This is a genomic window from Microbacterium sp. LWO12-1.2, assembly GCF_040675875.1.
Lineage (GTDB): Bacteria > Actinomycetota > Actinomycetes > Actinomycetales > Microbacteriaceae > Microbacterium.
Genome location: NZ_JBEGII010000001.1, coordinates 2,553,656 through 2,570,331, shown reverse-complemented (window position 1 = coordinate 2,570,331; position 16,676 = coordinate 2,553,656). Strand labels below are relative to the sequence as shown.

Genomic DNA, 16,676 nt, shown 5'->3' with positions numbered 1-16,676 from the left:
GTCTCCTCTGACGTGATTCTCGAGGCCTGCGGGCCCGTCTCAGTCTCCAATCAGCGGGGCGCTACACCACCGAGATTCCCATTCAATGGGGATCCGATCGATCGCTGCCGATGAGCGCCGAGCGCGCGTTCGATGTCTCGCGCGGCTTGAATGATCGCCACCAACGGGCCTTCCGTAGGGGAGTCGCGGGGCAGGACCACCGAAAGCGCAGCGATGACACCGCGCTCGCCGCGGATGGGCACTGCGACACCTGTGGAGACCTCTTCGACGTAACCGGGAGCGATGCTGAACCCGACACTGCGGACCTCGTTGAGCTTCCTCCGCAGGTCGGAACTCTCCGTGATCGTGCTTTTCGTCAGACGCTTCATCGGTAGGCTCAGAACCCGCTCCCGAGTCGCGCGATCTGCAAACGCGAGCAGAACCAATCCCGAGGATGATGCGTGCAGGGGAAGGCGGCCGGCGATCTTGGTGATGTTCGCTCCGGACTCGGGGCTACTGAGGCGTTCCAGGAACAGCGCCTCGTCGGCCTCCCTGACGGCGAGTTGGGTGTGCTCCCCGATCCGCGCCTGCACCCGCTCCATCGAGGGCAACGCAGCTTGACGCAGACGGAGCGCGTCGGACGACCGAGTCGCCAGCTCCCACAGGCGCACACCCACCCGCATGCCGTTGTGCTCGTCGCGTTCCAGCACACCGCTCTCGACCAGGTCGTTCACGATGCGATGGGCGGTCGAGCTCGGGAGGCCCGCTCGACGGCCGATCTCACTGCGCGTCTGGACCGTGCGAGTGGGTGTGAACGTGTCCAAGACACGGAGTACGCGGGCGACGACGGAATCGCCAGTCGAAGAATTCGCCATCAGCTTGATGAAGGCCTGGAATCCGATGACGAGGGAGAGCAGGAGGCGACGGTGGTGGTCATGGTGCTCCTTCCGATGGGGTCAGTCTGCGAGACCGAGTAGTCGCGCCGCGTTGTCCTTGAGAATCCCCGGCATCACCTCGGGCTTGAGCGAGGTCTTCTCGGCGTCCCTCATCCAGCGTTCGGGGGTGAGGAGCGGGAAGTCCGATCCGAACAGGATGCGGGAACGGAGAAGCGAGTTGGCATGACTCACGAGGTTCTCGGGGAAGTACTTGGGGCTCCAACCGGACAGGTCGATCCAGGTGTTGGGCTTGTGGGTCGTTACAGACAGCGCCTCGTCCTGCCAGGGCACGGACGGGTGGGCCATGATGATCTGTAGGTCGGGGAAGTCCGCAGCCACCGGGTCGAGCAGCATCGGGTTCGAGAGCCCCAGGCGCAGACCGCGCCCTCCTCGGAGTCCGGCGCCGATGCCGGTTTGTCCCGTGTGGAAGAGGGCGATCACTCCGGCACCCTCAAGGAGCCCGTAAAGCGCGTGATGCGTTTCGTCGCTCGGATCGAATCCCTGCAGAGGGGGGTGGAACTTGAAGCCGCGCACACCGTAGTCGTCGATCAAACGGCGTGCGCGATCCACAGCCGCGGCGCCGAGGCGTGGATCGACCGATCCGAAAGGGATGAGGACGTCGTTGTTGTGCGCTGCGCCCTCGGCGATTTCCTCGCTGAAGATGCCTGTGTGTCCCAACTGCGTCGTCGCGCCGACCGTGAACACGACCGCTGCCATTCGGCGCTCCCGATAATACTTCGCAACCGAGTCGAGGTCCGGGCGCGGGCCGTCAATAGAGAAGTACTCCGATGCGGCACTCGAGAGGTCATCAGGCAGCGAGGTGCGTCCGTGTCTGTCGACCTCGATGTGCACATGCACGTCGATCGCGGAGATCGTCTCGAGGTCGATGGCTGGCTCGTAACGAATCATGATCGTCTGGCGGCGGGTCGCGCTCAGTCGAGCGCGGTCATGACGTGCTTGATGCGGGTGTAGTCGTCGAAGCCGTATTGTGAGAGGTCCTTGCCGTAGCCCGAGTGCTTGAAGCCGCCGTGCGGCATGTCGGACACGAACGGGATGTGGGTGTTGATCCACACGCACCCGAAGTCGAGGTCGCGGGAGAAGCGCATCGCCCTGGTGTGGTCACGCGTCCACACCGACGAGGCCAGAGCGTAGGGGACGTCGTTCGCCATCGCCAGCGCCTCCTCGTCGGTGTCGAAGGCCTGCACGGTGAGCACCGGTCCGAAGATCTCGCTCTGCACGGCCTCGTCGTCCTGGTGCAGACCCGAGACGATGGTGGCCTCGAAGAAGTAGCCCGCGTCTCCCTGGTGACGCCCGCCGGTCTCGATCGTGGCGTGAGGCGGCAGCCGGTCGACGAAGCCCTGCACCTGGGCGAGCTGGGCCGCGCTGCTGAGGGGCCCGTACAGGACTCCCTCCTCATGCGGTGCACCGGTGCGGGCATCCGTTTTCGTCTTCTCGACCAGCGCCGCGACGAACTCGTCGTGCACAGAGGAGTGCACGAGCACGCGGGTGGCGGCCGTGCAGTCCTGCCCGGCGTTGAAGAACGCGCCGGTGACGATGCCCGAGGCCGCCCTGTCGAGGTCGGCGTCGGGGAAGACGATCGCCGGCGCTTTGCCGCCGAGTTCGAGGTGCACGCGCTTCACGTCGGCGGCGGCCGAGCGGGCCACCGCCATGCCCGCCCGCACCGACCCGGTGATCGCGACCATCTGCGGCGTCGGATGCTCGACGAGCGCCACCCCGGTGTCGCGGTCGCCGAGCACGACGTTCAGAGTGCCGGCGGGCGTGTGCACGGCCACGATCTCGGCGAGCAGCAGCGTGGTCAGCGGGGTCGACTCGGCGGGCTTCAGCACCACGGTGTTGCCGGCGGCGAGCGCCGGTGCGATCTTCCACACCGCCATGTTGAGCGGGTAGTTCCACGGCGTGACCTGTCCGATGACGCCGATCGGCTCGCGGCGCACGAACGAGGTGTGGCCGGCGAGGTACTCGGCGGCGGCGCGACCCTCGAGGCTGCGGGCGGCGCCGGCGAAGAACCGCAGCTGGTCGATGGACTGCAGGATCTCGTCGGCGACGAGGCTGGCCCGCGGCTTGCCCGTGTCCTTCGACTCCAGGTCGGCGAACTCCTCGGCGCGGGCCTGCATCTCGTCGGCGATGCGGAACAGTGCCAGCTGCCGGTCGGCCGGGGTCGTGTCGCGCCAGACGGGGAACGCGGCGGCGGCCGCGGCGTACGCGGCGTCGACGTCGGAGGCGTCCGACACCGGCAGCTCGCCGTACGTCTCCTCCGTCGCCGGGTCGATCAGCGGCATCCGCCCTGCTCCGTTCACGGGAACGCGTCGACCGCCGATGAAGTTCTGCAGGGATTCTGTGGTCATGACGGTCATAGTAGCCACAATATTGCGAATACGGAAGTTCTACGGGGGCTACGCAATGGAATCGGTTGCGAATGTTGGAAGATGCTGTCAATATCATCACATGAGTGCCGCAACGAAACAGCCAGTCCTTGATGACATCTCGAAGCGGATCGTCGAGCTGCTGCAGGAGGACGGCCGGCGCCCCTACGCCGAGATCGGCCGCGAGGTCGGGCTCAGCGAGGCCGCGGCCCGGCAGCGCGTGCAGCGGATGACGGAGGCGGGCATCATCCAGATCGTCGCCGTCACCGACCCGATGCAGCTCGGCTTCAAGCGCATGTCGATGATCGGCATCCGCGTCACCGGCGACCCCCGTGCGGTCGCGGAGCAGCTGACCGAGATCACCGAACTCGCCTACGTGGTCGTGACCCTCGGCACCTACGACATCCTCGTCGAAGCGGTGTGCGAGAGCGACGCCCATCTGCTCGACCTCATCGCCACCCGCATCCGCACCATCCCCGGCGTCATCCACACCGAGAGCCTGCTCTACGCCGGCCTCTACAAAGACCTCTACAACTGGGGTACGCGCTGACCGCGCGGCCCGGAAACAAGGAGAGATTCATGGGAACCACCGTCTTCGAACGCCAGCGCCCCTCGGATGCCGTCATCGACGCGTCTCTGCAGGGGACGGCGCTGAGCGTCTTCTGGCTCGACGACGTCGAGCGGCCGACGCATCCGGCGCTCACCGGCCCGGTGTCCGCCGATCTCGTGATCGTCGGCGGCGGGTACGCAGGACTGTGGACCGCGGTGCGTGCGAAGGAGCGCGACCCGCAGCGCCGGGTCGTGCTGCTCGAGGCGTCGCGCATCGCGTGGGCGGCCTCCGGCCGCAACGGCGGCTTCTGCGAGGCGAGCCTCACGCACGGCCACGAGAACGGACTGACCCGCTGGCCGCAGGAGATTGACCGACTCGAGGAGCTCGGACTCGAGAACCTCGACGGCATCGCCCGGACCGTGGAGCGATACGGGATGGATGCCGACTTCGAACGCACCGGCGCGATCACGCTCGCCGTCGAACGTCATCAGGTCGACTGGCTCCGCGAGGAGGACGGCTTCCTCGACCGCGAGGCCGTGCAGGCCGAAGTGCATTCGCCGACCTTCCTCGCCGGCGCGTGGGACCGCGATGCCACGGCGCTCGTGCATCCCGCGAAGCTCGGCCTCGAGCTCGCGCGGGTCGCCGCCGACCTGGGCGTCGAGATCTTCGAGCACTCGCTCGTGCGAGGCATCGAGGGCGACGGCACGGGACCGATGACCGTCGTCACCCGCGACGGCGGACGCGTGATCGCCGACGACGTCGCGCTCGCCACGAACGTCTTCCCGTCGCTCCTCAGGCGCAATCGGCTCATGACCGTCCCCGTGTACGACTACGTGCTGATGAGCGAACCGCTGAGCGACGAACAGCTCACGTCGATCGGCTGGTCGAACCGCCAGGGCCTCGCAGACAGCGCCAACCAGTTCCACTACTACCGCCTCACCGCCGACAACCGGATCCTCTTCGGCGGCTACGACGCCGTGTATCACTTCGGCGGCAAGGTGCGCCCCGAGTACGAGGACCGGATGGAGAGCCACCGCAGACTCGCCTCGCACTTCTTCACGACGTTCCCGCAGCTCGAAGGGCTGCGCTTCACGCACCGCTGGGCGGGCGCCATCGACTCGTCGAGCCGGTTCTGCGCTTTCTTCGGCACCGCCCGCCGGGGACGGGTCGCCTACGCGACCGGCTTCACGGGGCTCGGCGTCGGCGCCGCCCGGTTCGCCGCCGACGTCATGCTCGACGAACTCTCGGGAGAGCAGACCGAACGCACGGAGCTGGCGATGGTGCGCGAGAAGCCCATCCCGTTCCCGCCGGAGCCCGCCGCCGCGATCGGCATCAACCTCGTGCGCGCCGCGATGGACCGCGCCGATCACAACGAGGGAAAGCGCAACCTCTTCCTCCGGACGCTCGACGCCGTCGGCATGGGATTCGACTCGTGAGCCTGCTCGCCGCCGGGGCGGGAGTGGATGCCGCGGCACTACCGCTCGTGCACGAGCCGCTGCCTGTCGACGAGGTGGTGCTCGGTCAGCCGACGACCGCCACGCGTGCGCTGGCTGCCCTCGGTGAGATCGAGGTCGGCATCTGGGAGATGACGCCCGGCACGGCATCGGACATCGAGGTCGACGAAGTTTTCGTCGTGCTGGCCGGTCATGCGCGCATCGACTTCGTCGAGCCTCCGCTCACCGCGATCGAAGTCGGTCCTGGATCGATCGTGTATCTGACCGAAGGGCAACGCACCGTGTGGACGGTCACCGAGACCCTGCGCAAGGTGTACATCTGCTGAGAGCATCATGCGGCTCGCATCTGCAGGATGATCTCCTTCATCGCGCGAAGGAGGCTAGCACGTCAGAATGTTCCGAGCTTCGAAGGTAGCGGATCACGGCATCGCGGCTCTTCTCCAAGCACGAGATGCGGTTCTCGACCACACGCAACTCCCGGGCCAGGTCCTCGGCTGACGCACGGCTGCACGAAACCGCCTGCTGTCGTTCGAGCGGTGCCTCGATATCCAGGACGATCTTGATCATGCGTGTCGAAAGACCGGCTTCAACCAGAGCCCGGACGTGGCGGGCATGCTCGACCTGCTCCTCCGAGTAGTCGCGATATCCATTCCCTGAGCGCGAGGCCGCGATGAGGCCTTGCTGCTCGTAGTAGCGGAGCATCCTTGCAGGCGCCCCGACCTTGGCCGCGGCTTCGCTGATCTTCATGCTCACTCTCCTCTACCGATCCCGATTTGACCTTGACACTAGTGTCAAAGTTTACGCTCTTTGGATGCAGGCGCCTCGACACGCGAGACGCAAGGAAAGGAGCACTGATGTCAGGACATGAGTGGGACGGCCAGTCCAGGAAAATTCTCGTAATCGGAGCAGGAGAGCTAGGCATGCCCGTGCTGCGGAACGTCATGCGCCGCGCCATCGATGTCCCAGGCTCCTCGGTGGACGTTCTGCTCCGCCCCGCCACAATCGATTCCGGGGCACCGGCGAAGCAGCGCGATCTCGCCGAGATTCGCGATCTGGGGATAGGTATTGTTCCCGGCGACCTGGTGCAGAACACGATCGACGAGCTTGTGAGCATCTTCACCCGGTACGACACCGTCATCGGATGCACGGGGATCACCGCGGGCCTCGACGCTCCCATGAAGGTCGCCCACGCGGCACTGGCGGCGAAAGTACCCCGGTACTTCCCTTGGCAGTTCGGCGTGGACTTCGATGTCATCGGTCGCGGAAGCCCCCAGGATATCTTCGACTCGCAACTCGATGTCCGAGACCTCCTGCGGTCGCAGGAAGAGACCGAGTGGGTGATCATTTCGACCGGCATGTTCATGAACTACCTCTTTGAACCCGGCTCGGGGATGGTTGATCTGCCCAGTCGCACCGTCAACGCACTCGGGTCAGCAGAGACCGCCGTCACCGTGACGACGCCGGAGGATATCGGTGCGCTCACCGCAGAGATCCTCTTCGCTGAACCTCGAATTCAGAATGAGATCGTCTACATCGCCGGCGACACCGTAACCTACGGAGAGGTCGCCGAGACGCTCGGGGACGCGCTCGGACATCCGTTCGCGCTGAGGGTGTGGTCGGAATCTCAGCTCATGGAGGAACTCGCCGACGACCCTCATGATATGACGCGGAAGTATCGTGCCGCCTTCGCGCAGGGGCGCGGTGTTGCCTGGGATAAGGCAACTACCTACAATGCCCGTCAGGAAATCAGGACGACGACGCTCCGCGAGTGGGTAAGGGCCAACCTGGTCCCCTGACCGGCGGCATACGCATCACGCTGGCGGAGCTAGGGGTCTTCATCGAAACGCACGGTCCCGATCAGCACCAAAGTGCCGACCAACAGCAGGCCCGTCACTCCCAGCACGGCGCCGGCGCTCGCGATGCTGCCGAGAGATCCGACTGCGGACGGGAGCACGACCTGGCTCAACCGGTTCCCGGCCAGGCGCACCGCAAGGGCTGTTCCCCGACGCCCGGGTGGGACCTGCTCCGTCACCCAGGACATGGTCAGCGGCTGTCCGACCCCGAGGCCGAGGCCGACAGTGACCATCGTGGCGAAGATCGCCCACTCGGGCACGGGGGTGGCGAGGATCAGGAACGAGATAGCGGCCATGGCGATGCTCACCCCCATCAGCCGGGCTCGCCCGATGCGCGCGGCGGCACGACCGAGGAACAGCCTGGACAGCATCGACGCGACCGCCCGGATGGTGAGCAACGCGCCGACGGATGCGGCGGTCATCTCCCGTTCGATGCCCAGCGCCGGGATGTAGACCACGGTGAGGTCCACGGCTGCGACGATGAGCGCGCTCGTGCCGATAGCCCGGGCGACGCCTGGGGTTCGGAGGATCGACCACGTGTTGCCGTCGGTGGCGCGGTTCAAGGACTTCTCGGACTTCGCGTTACGCATCAGCGCACCGAAGACGACGAGCGCACCCGCGATGCACACTCCCGCGCTGCAGGGCGTTCGTCGAAGGCGTAAGCCCGTGGCCCCCGACAAGCGGGATCAGCAACGGTCCGGCGGCCTGACCAAGCGAAGCCATGAACGTGTAGTAGCCGAACATCGAGTCCAGCCGCCCACCTCGCGAGGTGTTGGCAACCGCGCTCTGCTGGCCGACGATACACGCCAGGTGTCCGGCGCCGAGGACCGCTGTCGCGACTATCAGGCCAACGAGGTCGCCGCCCCAGAAGAGGAATGTCACTGCCGCACCAAGTGTGACGACGGATCCCATGAGGATCATCGGCCGAGAGCCGATGCGGTCAGCGAGAAGGCCCGCGGGTACGGCGAAGAGGAGAGGGAGCACGGCGAACGCTGCCCCGATCGCGCCGAGCGCCGCTGGCGGCGCCCCCAGCTCCAGTGCTCGATACGAAGCGGTAGGACGGATGAGGAAGATGGCGGCCTGGATCAGCGCCGAATGCAGCAGAAGCGACGCGAGCGACAGACGCCCGAACGGCTTCATCGATCCAGATTCGCGCCGATAGCGCGCAGCGCCTCGTCCCGCGCGTCAATCACGTGCTGGAAGGCCATCCGACGAGCGCCTTCGACATCGCCGTCAGCTACAAGAGCAAGTGCCGACGACCTCGCTATGGCGTACCCGAGGTCTCGCCTGGTCGTCGCTTCCCGCATCGGCGGATTGCCCGGACCCATCGACGGCCCGACCGTCATGCCGGGGCATGCGCTCTTGCGAGACCAGTCCGCCGTCGGAGTGTCCTTGGGGATGACGGGAAAGCTCTGTCTTTTCGATGAACAGCCCACCGTCGTCAACGAGTCCTTCAGCCCATCTCGGTCCGATGTCGTCTGGGCTCGCGGCTTCCTCGCCGACTTCGAGAGCCGGGGCGGTGTCGTCCGCGACGGCAGCGACCTTCCGCGCCTCGGACGCGCGCAACGCATCACCGAACTCGCACACGCCTTCCGCCTCAGCATCGACTGACGCCAGACCGAGAGAACAGCCGTGACCGAATCCGCCTTCGAATCCCACCGCAACAGCTGGGTCCGTCGCGAAGAGGTCGCCGAGAACCTCATCCCTCTCATCGGCAAGCTCTACCGGGACCACGGAGTGGTGACATCCATCCACGGACATCACCTCATCAACCTCTCGGCGACTGGCGTCATCGCCGCACACGACCGAGCGACCGGCATGGGGCACCCCGCCATCGCTCTGGAGCAGAGCGCCTCCGTCCTCGAGGCTCTCCTTGCCGCAGCGCCGGCGCCATCCTCGGTCGACACCGCCCGCGTCGCCGCCGCAGTCGCGGCGTCTGAGACTGACGTCCTCAGTGCGCTGTTTGCTGAGATCCCTGCCACCGAAACCGGAAGCACGGACGTTGTCCTCTACGGATTCGGCCGAATCGGCAGACTGCTCGCTCGCATCCTCATCGCCCAGGCCGGCAACGGGCACGGACTGCGGCTTCGCGCCATCGTCGTGCGCCGCGGATCGGACAACGACCTCGACAAGCGCGCCAGCCTCCTCTTGCGCGACTCCGTCCACGGCCCGTTCGCCGGGTCCGTCTCGGTGGACCACGAGGCCAGCGTCCTCATCGCCAACGGTGTGCGCGTGCAGGTCATCTACTCCGACGACCCCGCCGCCATCGACTACACCAGCTACGGCATCCACGACGCGGTCGTCGTGGACAACACTGGCCGCTGGCGTGATGACGAGGGCCTGGCGCAGCATCTCTCCAGTCCCGGCGCGTCTCGCGTTCTCCTCACGGCGCCCGGCAAGACGCCGCTGAAGAACATCGTCCACGGCATCAACGACGACACGATTCAGCCTGCGGATCGGATCCTTTCCGCGGCGTCCTGTACGACGAACGCCATTACTCCTGTGCTGAAAGCACTCGACGATGCCTATGGCGTCGCACGGGGACACGTCGAGACCGTCCACTCGTTCACCAATGACCAGAACCTCATCGACAACTTCCATAAGGGCGACCGACGAGGACGTTCCGCGGTCCTGAACATGGTCATCACCGGGACGGGCGCCGCGAAGGCCGCCGCGAAAGCACTTCCTCAGCTGGAAGGAAAACTCACCGGATCCAGCATCCGCGTGCCCACCCCGGATGTGTCCCTCGCCATCCTCAACCTCACCCTGCAGCGTGAGGTCACTCGCGACGAGGTCAACGACTATCTGCGCCGAGTGTCATTGCACTCGCCCTTGCGCCAGCAGATCGACTACGTCGAATCACCGGAGATCGTGTCGACCGACTTCGTCGGCTCCCACCGCGCCGGCATCGTCGACGGGCTCGCGACCATCGCTGACGGAGTCAACCTCACCCTCTACGTCTGGTACGACAACGAGTACGGCTACAGCTGCCAGGTCGTGCGCGTCCTCGAACGCATGGCCGGCATCCACCCCATCGTCATCCCCGCACGCGAGCGCGTGCTGGCCGAGACCCTCCCCGCATAGGCGCGGACCAGACAAGGAGCATTCCGATGCCTGAACTGCCCCCTCTCTTCGAGATTGGTTCGATGGTCGCCCTCGTCGCGATCCTCATCATCGACCTGCTCATCGTCGTTCGACGCCCGCACGTACCCTCCATGAAGGAAGCCACGCTGTGGGTGAGCCTCTACGTCGGTCTTGCGCTCGTGTTCGCCCTGCTGATGCTCAACTTCGCGGGCGGGGAGTGGGCAGGGCAGTTCCTCGCAGGATGGCTGACCGAGTACAGCCTCTCCATCGACAACCTGTTCGTTTTCGTCATCATCATGGCCCGCTTCTCCGTACCGAAGAAGATCCAGCAGGAAGTGCTGATGATTGGGATCATCATCGCGCTGCTCCTGCGAGGCATCTTCATCCTCCTCGGCGCACAGCTCATCGAGAACTTCTCCTGGATCTTCTACATCTTCGGCGCATGGCTCGTCTGGACTGCTATCCAGCAGTTGCGTGACCACGAAGACGACGACTCCGACAGCTTCATCGTCCGCGCGCTGCGCAAGCGCATCCGCATCACCGACACGTACAACGGCATCAAGCTGAAGGTGACCGAGAACGGCCACAAGCACTTCACGCCGATGCTCATCGTCCTCATCGCCATCGGCACCACGGACCTCCTCTTCGCGCTCGATTCCATCCCCGCGATCTTCGGGATCACGCAGAGCCCGTTCATCGTCTTCACCGCCAACGTCTTCGCGCTCATGGGTCTGCGCCAGCTGTACTTCCTCCTCGGAGGTCTGCTCGAACGGCTTGAGTACCTCAAATACGGCATCGCGTTCATCCTCGCCTTCATCGGCGTCAAGCTCGTCTTCCACGCCATGCACGTCAACGAGCTCCCATTCCTCAACGGCGGCGAGCACATCGACTGGGCGCCTGAGATCAACACCTGGACATCTCTCGGTGTCATCGTCGCAGCCATGGCAGTATCGACTATGGCGAGCGTCATCAAGGCTCGACGCGACGCAGCCAAGCGCGGACACCGCCTCACCGACGAGGTCGCGCACTTCACGTCGGACTGAGGCGCGGTCGAGCGTGTCGAGCATCGGGTGGATCGCATCGATGTCGCCGAGAAGTTCTTCCGGATACCTGATCCGAAACCTCGGATCGAAAGCGGCGTCGCGCGTTCAGCAACGCTCTCGACGCTGAAGACGGAACCGCGCTTGCACACGTTGTCGGGTGCAAGCGCGGACTACCTCATCTGTCGGATCAGGTCAGGAGGATGCCGGCGTTGGCGGGTGCGCGGGAGGCTTCGTTCTCGCGTGTGTTGACTTCGATGACGTAGTTGCCGCTGTCGGTGGTCCAGGACTTGTAGCGCTGGACGATGTCGATATCGTGGCCGGGAATGATGCGGCTGGTTTCGTCTTTGAGTTCTTCTTTGAGGGTCTTGTAGAGCCTGATGAGGTTGAAGTCGTTGCCCTGGCCGTAGCCGGGGGTCCACATCTTCTCGACGTTCGAGTACCAGTAGACGGTGTCTCCGGCGACGACGAAGGGGCCGCTCTGGGTCTCGACCTTGAACCATTGGGATCCGAAGGTGTGGGAGTCACGGGCCAGGCGTGCGGTGACGCCGGGGAGGAGTTCCTCGTCGCCGTTGACGAAGCGGATGCGTCCGTCGGCGATTCCTTTGGCTGCGCGGGTCAGGTCGGTGGGGTCGAATGAGGAGAAGATCCATGCACGGTCGGCGTCGGTCGGCATCTGGTTAGCCAGGTCCACGGCTTCGGACCAGCCGACGTATTCGTCGAACTGGACGTAGAGCTGGGCGTTGGGGAATGCTTCGAAGTTGCCCATGTGGTCGAAGTGCATGTGGGAGACGAGGATGACGTCGATGTCTTCGGGGGTGAGGTCGACTTTCGCGAGGACTTCGGCGGGGCTCTCCCAGCTCTGGAACGGGTAGCGGTCGAGCCAGTAGTCGTTGCGGAAGCCGCAGTCCACGAGTGCGACGTGCTGCTTGCCGCCGACCTCTCCGCCGATGAGGAGGGTGTAGAGCATCGGGATCCGAACTGTTCCCGCGTTGCTGTAGAGGCCGGAGCCTCCGAAGAAGTCGTGGGGCATGGTGCCCTGGCAGAACTCGAGGGAGTAGATCGAATAGTCGGTCTTGCGTTCGCTCATGATGGGGGTCCTTCGCGGGTTCGGGCTTCGTGCGAGAGTGGGCGATGCTGCACGGATTGAGCAGTCCCCCTAGGTGTACCCAGAATTACAAACGATTGCAATAGTTTTAATCAGACGGTAACGTCGACGCAGCGGCGCAGGAGAGGGCCGAATCGCCGAGTCCTCCCGACCTTGCCGTCGCCCTGAGGATGTGGAGAGAAGATGCCTACTGATCGGCTTGTACGGATTCCCGCCCCTGTGGTCCCGGGGATATCCGACAGCGTTCTGGACACGGCCACGGGGCTCCTGTATGTGTCGGGGGTGTATGCCCCGTATCCCGAAGATGACGAGCATTCCATCAGGCTGACCTTCGGAGCGCTGGAAGAGGCTCTGCACCGAGGCGGCGCGACCTTTGCGGACCTGGTGCGTGTGAACGTCTACATCAAGCATCTCGACGAGGAGAAGCTGCAGGCCTACCGACGTGTCCGTGATTCGATCCTCGATCCGGATCAGCTTCCTGCGAGCACTGCGGTCGGTGTGCATTCGCTCTACGGCGGAGCGGTGATCGAGATCGACGCAATAGCTGCCGTGTGAACTCGGCAGTCCGAAGATCTCGGCTGCATCGACGGAAAGTCTGTGCAGTGGCGTTGCACGACTGTGAGACGTATGGCGATAGTGTGGCCTCATCGCACGAACGAGGCAACGGAGATCTATTGTGGCTGCCGATGAACTGGGCACGCGCCTGCGACAAGCTCGACAGTCGCGGCGTCTGAGCCTCCGAAGTGTCGCGCAGTCTCTCGGAGTGTCGCCCAGCCTCATCTCACAGGTCGAGACCGGCAAGTCTCAGCCCTCGGTGGCAACGCTGTATGCGCTCGCCAATCTGCTCGAAGTGTCAGCCGATGAGCTGCTCGGCATGAATTCTGGGCATTCGCGAGATGCGTCCTCCTCTCTCGCCCGCCTGGATGTGCAGCGAGCCGGTGATGGCGCGGTGATCGAGATGGAGAACGGCGTGCGCTGGGAGCGTCTCGCGATGCCACAGGGGGGCGCGGTTGAGGCGTTGCTCATCACTTATGAGCCCGGGGCGGCCAGTTCGGTCGAGGGAAAGCTGATGCGGCATGCCGGAGTCGAATTCGGATACATGCTGGAAGGTGTCTTGACGCTTCAGCTCGATTTCGACACCTACGAGCTCTCGCCCGGCGACTCGCTTCACTTCGAATCTTCGCGTCCTCACTTGTTGGCCAACCGGGGGGCGGTCACGGCGCGCGGCGTCTGGTTCGTCCTCGGAAGACACGAGACCACCAGCGTCTGAGCCCGCCTTCGAGCTGCACATCGCTCTCGCACGTTCGCTGAGCGGCTCGGGCTCATGCGGTTGCGGGGTCTCCCATGCTCATGATCGTCGATCAGCCGACCCCCCTCCGGTCTCGATGCCCGTGCCGTGCTCGGCCGTGAATGCGAAGGAAGAGGGCGGCCCGAGGTGTCGGCCTTCATGCCGCGCCCTGCGTGTTCGGGTTGATTGCGTTGGCGGATGGTCGACACCTGTCAAGTGTTCAGTGACACTTGACATGTGAATACTCTTAGGTCATTGTTGGTGAACGCATCAGCCAGGCCGGAACAGCCGACCGCGACGCCACGAGGAGAGCTCCATGGCAACGACAGCAATCAGGCCCGAAATCGCAGCGATCGTCGAGAAGATCGACCAGTTGCGACCTCAGCTCGTCGCAGGCGGGCGCGAGGCTGATCAGACCCGCCGCATCTCGCCCGAGGTGTTCGAGGCAATCGCCGCGACGGGTGCCTTCAGCATCTCGGCGCCGACGAAGTTCGGCGGACTCGCAGCGAACACGCGCGAGGCCCACGCCGTGGCCAGAGCCATCGGTCGTGGTGACGGAAGCCTGGCCTGGGTGGACGGCATCCTGGACTCCGGTGCCTGGGTGCTCAGCCTGATGGACGAGCGCGCGCAGCAGGACGTATGGGGCGACGGTCTCGATTCGTTCATCTCGATCGTGCTCGCCACCACCTCTGAGGCGGAGCCCGTCGAAGGCGGATACCGTGTCACCGGCAAGTGGGGCTACGGCACCGGCAGCATGCACGCCACGTGGTCGCTGCTCGGCATCCCGCTGAAGAACGACGCGGGTGAAGTCGTCGATGCCGGACTCGCGCTGATCCCGACGTCGGAACTCACCTACGACGACAACTGGTTCGTCGCCGGTATGAAGTCGACGGCGAGCGTGATGCAGATCGCCGACGACGTGTTCGTTCCCGCGCACCGGGTCTTCCCGCTGACGGCAGCCGTCGAGGGCGGGTATCTCGGTGACAATCCGGAGCCCACCTACAAGACGATCTTCGTGCCTTCGCTGTTCATGAAGCTCATCGGCCCGCACCTGGGAATGGGGCGCGCGGCTCTCGACCTCGTGATCGAGAAGGCCGAGACCAAGCCGATCGCCTACACGGGCTACGCGAAGCAGGCGGATTCCGTCCTCTTCCAGACTGCGATCGCCAAGGCGACGGTCGACCTCGTCGCCGCCGAGCTCGTCGCCGCGCAGGTCGCGGACGAGATCTACAAGGCGACGGAGACGGGGTACTACGCACCGTACGCCGAGCGCATCGAGATGCGCGCCAAGGCCGCGTGGGTGGTCGAGACCATCACCGACATGATCCACGACCTCATGACGGCGCATGGGTCTGGCGGCTTCGCTGATGTGTCTCCGCTCCAGAGGATCTGGCGCGACCAGGCCACGGCGTCGCGCCACGGTCACACCCTCGGAGCGAGCGGCTATGAGGCGTTCGGAAAGGTGATCTTCGGTCGGGAGGAAGACGCACGCTTCGTCCTTCCGATCGTCTGACGGCCTCAACCGCGTCTACTTACGGTTAACCACGGTCGTGGTGCATATCGCGACTACGCAAAAGGAAATTCGATGAAGAGCACAGGCACGACCGGCACCAACGGCGTCGACTGGGAGGCGCGCGTCGACTTCGATCGCCTGCGGGACGAGCGCCTCGGGCGGCTCAAGCAGCAACTGTCGTCCTCGGATCTCGGAGCCGTGCTGGCATTCGATTTCTCCAATATCCGGTACATGACATCGACGCACATCGGAACCTGGGCGATGGACAAGCTGATCCGGTTCAGCCTCCTCACTCGCAACACCGACCCCATCTCGTGGGACTTCGGTAGCGCAGCGAAGCACCACGCTCTCTACAACCCGTGGCTCGATGTGACTTCGTCTGAGATGGATGCCGACCCGCACGCGCCGCATGAGGGCACGAAGCGGCCGCGCCTGGAATCGGGAGCGAGGGCGGGAATCTCGACGCTTCGCGGCGCTTTCCCACCCGATGCGGGAATCGCCGAGGAGGTCGCCCGCAAGATCAAGCGGGAGTTGGAGAAGTTCGGCGTTGCTCACGAGCCGCTGGGAGTCGACGTCATCGAGCTACCTATCCTCTTCGCGCTGCAGAAGGAAGGGATCACGGTCGTCGATGGCCAGCAGGTCTTCATGGAAGCCCGGCGCATCAAGACCCACGACGAGATCCGGTTGCTCACGCAGGCCGCCTCGATGGTGGATGCCGCCTACGAGGAGCTCTATCGGTTCCTTCGTCCGGGTGTGCGCGAGAACGAGGCCGTCGGTCTCGTCGCCAAGACCTTGTACGATCTCGGCTCCGAGTACGTAGAAGGTGTGAACGCGATCTCCGGAGAGCGTTGCTCGCCGCATCCCCACGTGTTCAGCGACCGTCTCATCCGCCCTGGCGACCCCGCGTTCTTCGACATCCTGCACAGTTGGAACGGCTACCGGACCTGCTACTACCGCACATTCGCCGTCGGGTCGGCTTCGAGGCAGCAGAAAGACGCGTATTCGCGCGCGAGGGAGTACATGGATCGCGCGATCGCGCTGGTGAAGCCGGGGGCGACGACGGCCGACATCTGCGCGGTGTGGCCGACCGCGCAGGAGTTCGGATTCGCAGATGAGGAGGCTGCTTTTGCTCTGCAGTACGGCCATGGCGTGGGCTTGTCGATCTGGGAGAAGCCGATCTTCTCGCGCCTCACTTCTTTCGACCACCCGGAAGAGTTGAAGGAGGGCATGGTCTTCGCGCTGGAGACGTACTGGCCATCTGCGGATGGATGGGGTGCCGCGCGCATCGAGGAGGAGGTCGTCGTCACTGCGGCCGGGTGCGAGGTCATCACGAAGTTCCCGGCCGAAGAGTTGCTCATCGCGGGCCCGCGATACATCGCTGTCGGTGGACCGTTGAAGAATGAGCGGGACTCGCAGTCGCACCTGAACACGATTTGGGGACGGGACCAGGCCTGAGCCCCGTCTTCCTTGCACGTCCGTGAAAGGAAG

The 16,676-nt window shown here is 64.8% G+C and carries 17 protein-coding genes and 1 pseudogene; 11 read left to right on the top strand and 7 right to left on the bottom strand.

The genetic code is table 11. The features are described 5' to 3' along the window. Positions 1-50 precede the first annotated feature (50 nt). The 3 genes from MRBLWO12_RS12390 to MRBLWO12_RS12380 all read right to left on the bottom strand — a co-directional run bounded on the left by MRBLWO12_RS12390 (position 51) and on the right by MRBLWO12_RS12380 (position 3,280). Positions 51-854: an IclR family transcriptional regulator gene (locus tag MRBLWO12_RS12390; RefSeq protein ID WP_341933408.1), complete on the bottom strand. Its 804-nt coding sequence runs from the start codon at positions 852-854 to the stop codon at positions 51-53. A gap of 81 nt (positions 855-935) precedes the next feature. Further along, positions 936-1,823, bottom strand: coding sequence for an amidohydrolase family protein (locus MRBLWO12_RS12385; protein WP_363555889.1), 888 nt, complete (start codon positions 1,821-1,823; stop codon positions 936-938). 23 nt (positions 1,824-1,846) lie between these two features. Continuing rightward, positions 1,847-3,280, bottom strand: a complete 1,434-nt coding sequence (locus MRBLWO12_RS12380; protein WP_363555887.1) for a gamma-aminobutyraldehyde dehydrogenase — start codon at positions 3,278-3,280, stop codon at positions 1,847-1,849. Between the two features lie 100 nt (positions 3,281-3,380). Between MRBLWO12_RS12380 and MRBLWO12_RS12375 the strand changes: the two genes are divergently transcribed. From MRBLWO12_RS12375 to MRBLWO12_RS12365, 3 genes are read left to right on the top strand one after another with little or no spacing between them, the layout of a single operon-like run. Beyond that, positions 3,381-3,848 (top strand): Lrp/AsnC family transcriptional regulator, encoded by a 468-nt coding sequence (locus MRBLWO12_RS12375; protein ID WP_341933410.1) that lies wholly within the window; start codon positions 3,381-3,383, stop codon positions 3,846-3,848. Between the two features lie 29 nt (positions 3,849-3,877). Next, positions 3,878-5,284: an NAD(P)/FAD-dependent oxidoreductase gene (locus MRBLWO12_RS12370; RefSeq protein ID WP_363555885.1), complete on the top strand. Its 1,407-nt coding sequence runs from the start codon at positions 3,878-3,880 to the stop codon at positions 5,282-5,284. Then, a complete protein-coding gene (locus MRBLWO12_RS12365) occupies positions 5,281-5,628 on the top strand; it encodes a cupin domain-containing protein (RefSeq protein WP_341933412.1) in 348 nt (115 codons plus the stop codon). The genes MRBLWO12_RS12370 and MRBLWO12_RS12365 overlap by 4 nt, the downstream gene beginning before the upstream one ends. Positions 5,629-5,665: 37 nt before the next feature. Here MRBLWO12_RS12365 and MRBLWO12_RS12360 read toward each other — a convergent pair whose 3' ends face one another. Next, complete coding sequence (locus MRBLWO12_RS12360; protein ID WP_341933413.1) at positions 5,666-6,049, bottom strand: MerR family transcriptional regulator; 384 nt, start codon at positions 6,047-6,049, stop codon at positions 5,666-5,668. A 107-nt stretch (positions 6,050-6,156) separates the two neighbouring features. Here MRBLWO12_RS12360 and MRBLWO12_RS12355 point away from each other — a divergent pair, with 107 nt between their 5' ends. Next, positions 6,157-7,098: an aromatic alcohol reductase gene (locus MRBLWO12_RS12355; protein ID WP_363555883.1), complete on the top strand. Its 942-nt coding sequence runs from the start codon at positions 6,157-6,159 to the stop codon at positions 7,096-7,098. A 29-nt stretch (positions 7,099-7,127) separates the two neighbouring features. On the opposite strand, the gene MRBLWO12_RS12350 is transcribed toward MRBLWO12_RS12355, so the two are convergent. Both MRBLWO12_RS12350 and MRBLWO12_RS12345 read right to left on the bottom strand, forming a co-directional pair. Continuing rightward, a complete protein-coding gene (locus tag MRBLWO12_RS12350) occupies positions 7,128-7,745 on the bottom strand; it encodes an MFS transporter (protein ID WP_363555881.1) in 618 nt (205 codons plus the stop codon). Further along, entirely contained in the window at positions 7,738-8,295 is a 558-nt protein-coding gene (locus MRBLWO12_RS12345) for an MFS transporter (protein WP_363555879.1), read from the bottom strand. The genes MRBLWO12_RS12350 and MRBLWO12_RS12345 overlap by 8 nt, the downstream gene beginning before the upstream one ends. A 99-nt stretch (positions 8,296-8,394) precedes the next feature. Here MRBLWO12_RS12345 and MRBLWO12_RS12340 point away from each other — a divergent pair. From MRBLWO12_RS12340 to MRBLWO12_RS12330, 3 genes and pseudogenes are all read left to right on the top strand, one after another. Continuing rightward, a pseudogene (locus MRBLWO12_RS12340) lies at positions 8,395-8,766 on the top strand (CoA ester lyase); the annotation flags it as partial. 21 nt (positions 8,767-8,787) lie between these two features. Beyond that, entirely contained in the window at positions 8,788-10,239 is a 1,452-nt protein-coding gene (locus tag MRBLWO12_RS12335) for a glyceraldehyde-3-phosphate dehydrogenase (RefSeq protein ID WP_363555877.1), read from the top strand. 26 nt (positions 10,240-10,265) lie between these two features. Beyond that, complete coding sequence (locus tag MRBLWO12_RS12330; RefSeq protein WP_363555875.1) at positions 10,266-11,282, top strand: TerC family protein; 1,017 nt, start codon at positions 10,266-10,268, stop codon at positions 11,280-11,282. A gap of 187 nt (positions 11,283-11,469) precedes the next feature. On the opposite strand, the gene MRBLWO12_RS12325 is transcribed toward MRBLWO12_RS12330, so the two are convergent. After that, on the bottom strand, positions 11,470-12,369 hold the full coding sequence (locus tag MRBLWO12_RS12325; RefSeq protein WP_363555873.1) for an N-acyl homoserine lactonase family protein: 900 nt from the start codon (positions 12,367-12,369) through the stop codon (positions 11,470-11,472). Between the two features lie 201 nt (positions 12,370-12,570). On the opposite strand from MRBLWO12_RS12325, the gene MRBLWO12_RS12320 reads away from it, so the two are divergent. The 4 genes from MRBLWO12_RS12320 to MRBLWO12_RS12305 all read left to right on the top strand — a co-directional run bounded on the left by MRBLWO12_RS12320 (position 12,571) and on the right by MRBLWO12_RS12305 (position 16,643). Further along, positions 12,571-12,942, top strand: coding sequence for a RidA family protein (locus MRBLWO12_RS12320; protein WP_363555871.1), 372 nt, complete (start codon positions 12,571-12,573; stop codon positions 12,940-12,942). 121 nt (positions 12,943-13,063) lie between these two features. Beyond that, entirely contained in the window at positions 13,064-13,657 is a 594-nt protein-coding gene (locus MRBLWO12_RS12315) for a helix-turn-helix domain-containing protein (protein WP_363555869.1), read from the top strand. A gap of 334 nt (positions 13,658-13,991) precedes the next feature. Next, positions 13,992-15,188 (top strand): acyl-CoA dehydrogenase family protein, encoded by a 1,197-nt coding sequence (locus MRBLWO12_RS12310; protein WP_363555867.1) that lies wholly within the window; start codon positions 13,992-13,994, stop codon positions 15,186-15,188. Positions 15,189-15,260: 72 nt separating this feature from the next. Next, a complete protein-coding gene (locus tag MRBLWO12_RS12305) occupies positions 15,261-16,643 on the top strand; it encodes a M24 family metallopeptidase (RefSeq protein WP_363555865.1) in 1,383 nt (460 codons plus the stop codon). The last annotated feature ends 33 nt before the right edge of the window (positions 16,644-16,676 follow it).

Bases quoted from the DNA above. Each gene is read 5' to 3' on its own strand.
- MRBLWO12_RS12390 (WP_341933408.1), bottom strand. From the start codon at position 854: ATGGCGAATTCTTCGACTGGCGATTCCGTCGTCGCCCGCGTACTCCGT.
- MRBLWO12_RS12385 (WP_363555889.1), bottom strand. From the start codon at position 1,823: ATGATTCGTTACGAGCCAGCCATCGACCTCGAGACGATCTCCGCGATC.
- MRBLWO12_RS12380 (WP_363555887.1), bottom strand. From the start codon at position 3,280: ATGACCACAGAATCCCTGCAGAACTTCATCGGCGGTCGACGCGTTCCC.
- MRBLWO12_RS12375 (WP_341933410.1), top strand. From the start codon at position 3,381: ATGAGTGCCGCAACGAAACAGCCAGTCCTTGATGACATCTCGAAGCGG.
- MRBLWO12_RS12370 (WP_363555885.1), top strand. From the start codon at position 3,878: ATGGGAACCACCGTCTTCGAACGCCAGCGCCCCTCGGATGCCGTCATC.
- MRBLWO12_RS12360 (WP_341933413.1), bottom strand. From the start codon at position 6,049: ATGAAGATCAGCGAAGCCGCGGCCAAGGTCGGGGCGCCTGCAAGGATG.
- MRBLWO12_RS12355 (WP_363555883.1), top strand. From the start codon at position 6,157: ATGTCAGGACATGAGTGGGACGGCCAGTCCAGGAAAATTCTCGTAATC.
- MRBLWO12_RS12350 (WP_363555881.1), bottom strand. From the start codon at position 7,745: ATGCGTAACGCGAAGTCCGAGAAGTCCTTGAACCGCGCCACCGACGGC.
- MRBLWO12_RS12345 (WP_363555879.1), bottom strand. From the start codon at position 8,295: ATGAAGCCGTTCGGGCGTCTGTCGCTCGCGTCGCTTCTGCTGCATTCG.
- MRBLWO12_RS12330 (WP_363555875.1), top strand. From the start codon at position 10,266: ATGCCTGAACTGCCCCCTCTCTTCGAGATTGGTTCGATGGTCGCCCTC.
- MRBLWO12_RS12325 (WP_363555873.1), bottom strand. From the start codon at position 12,369: ATGAGCGAACGCAAGACCGACTATTCGATCTACTCCCTCGAGTTCTGC.
- MRBLWO12_RS12320 (WP_363555871.1), top strand. From the start codon at position 12,571: ATGCCTACTGATCGGCTTGTACGGATTCCCGCCCCTGTGGTCCCGGGG.
- MRBLWO12_RS12310 (WP_363555867.1), top strand. From the start codon at position 13,992: ATGGCAACGACAGCAATCAGGCCCGAAATCGCAGCGATCGTCGAGAAG.
- MRBLWO12_RS12305 (WP_363555865.1), top strand. From the start codon at position 15,261: ATGAAGAGCACAGGCACGACCGGCACCAACGGCGTCGACTGGGAGGCG.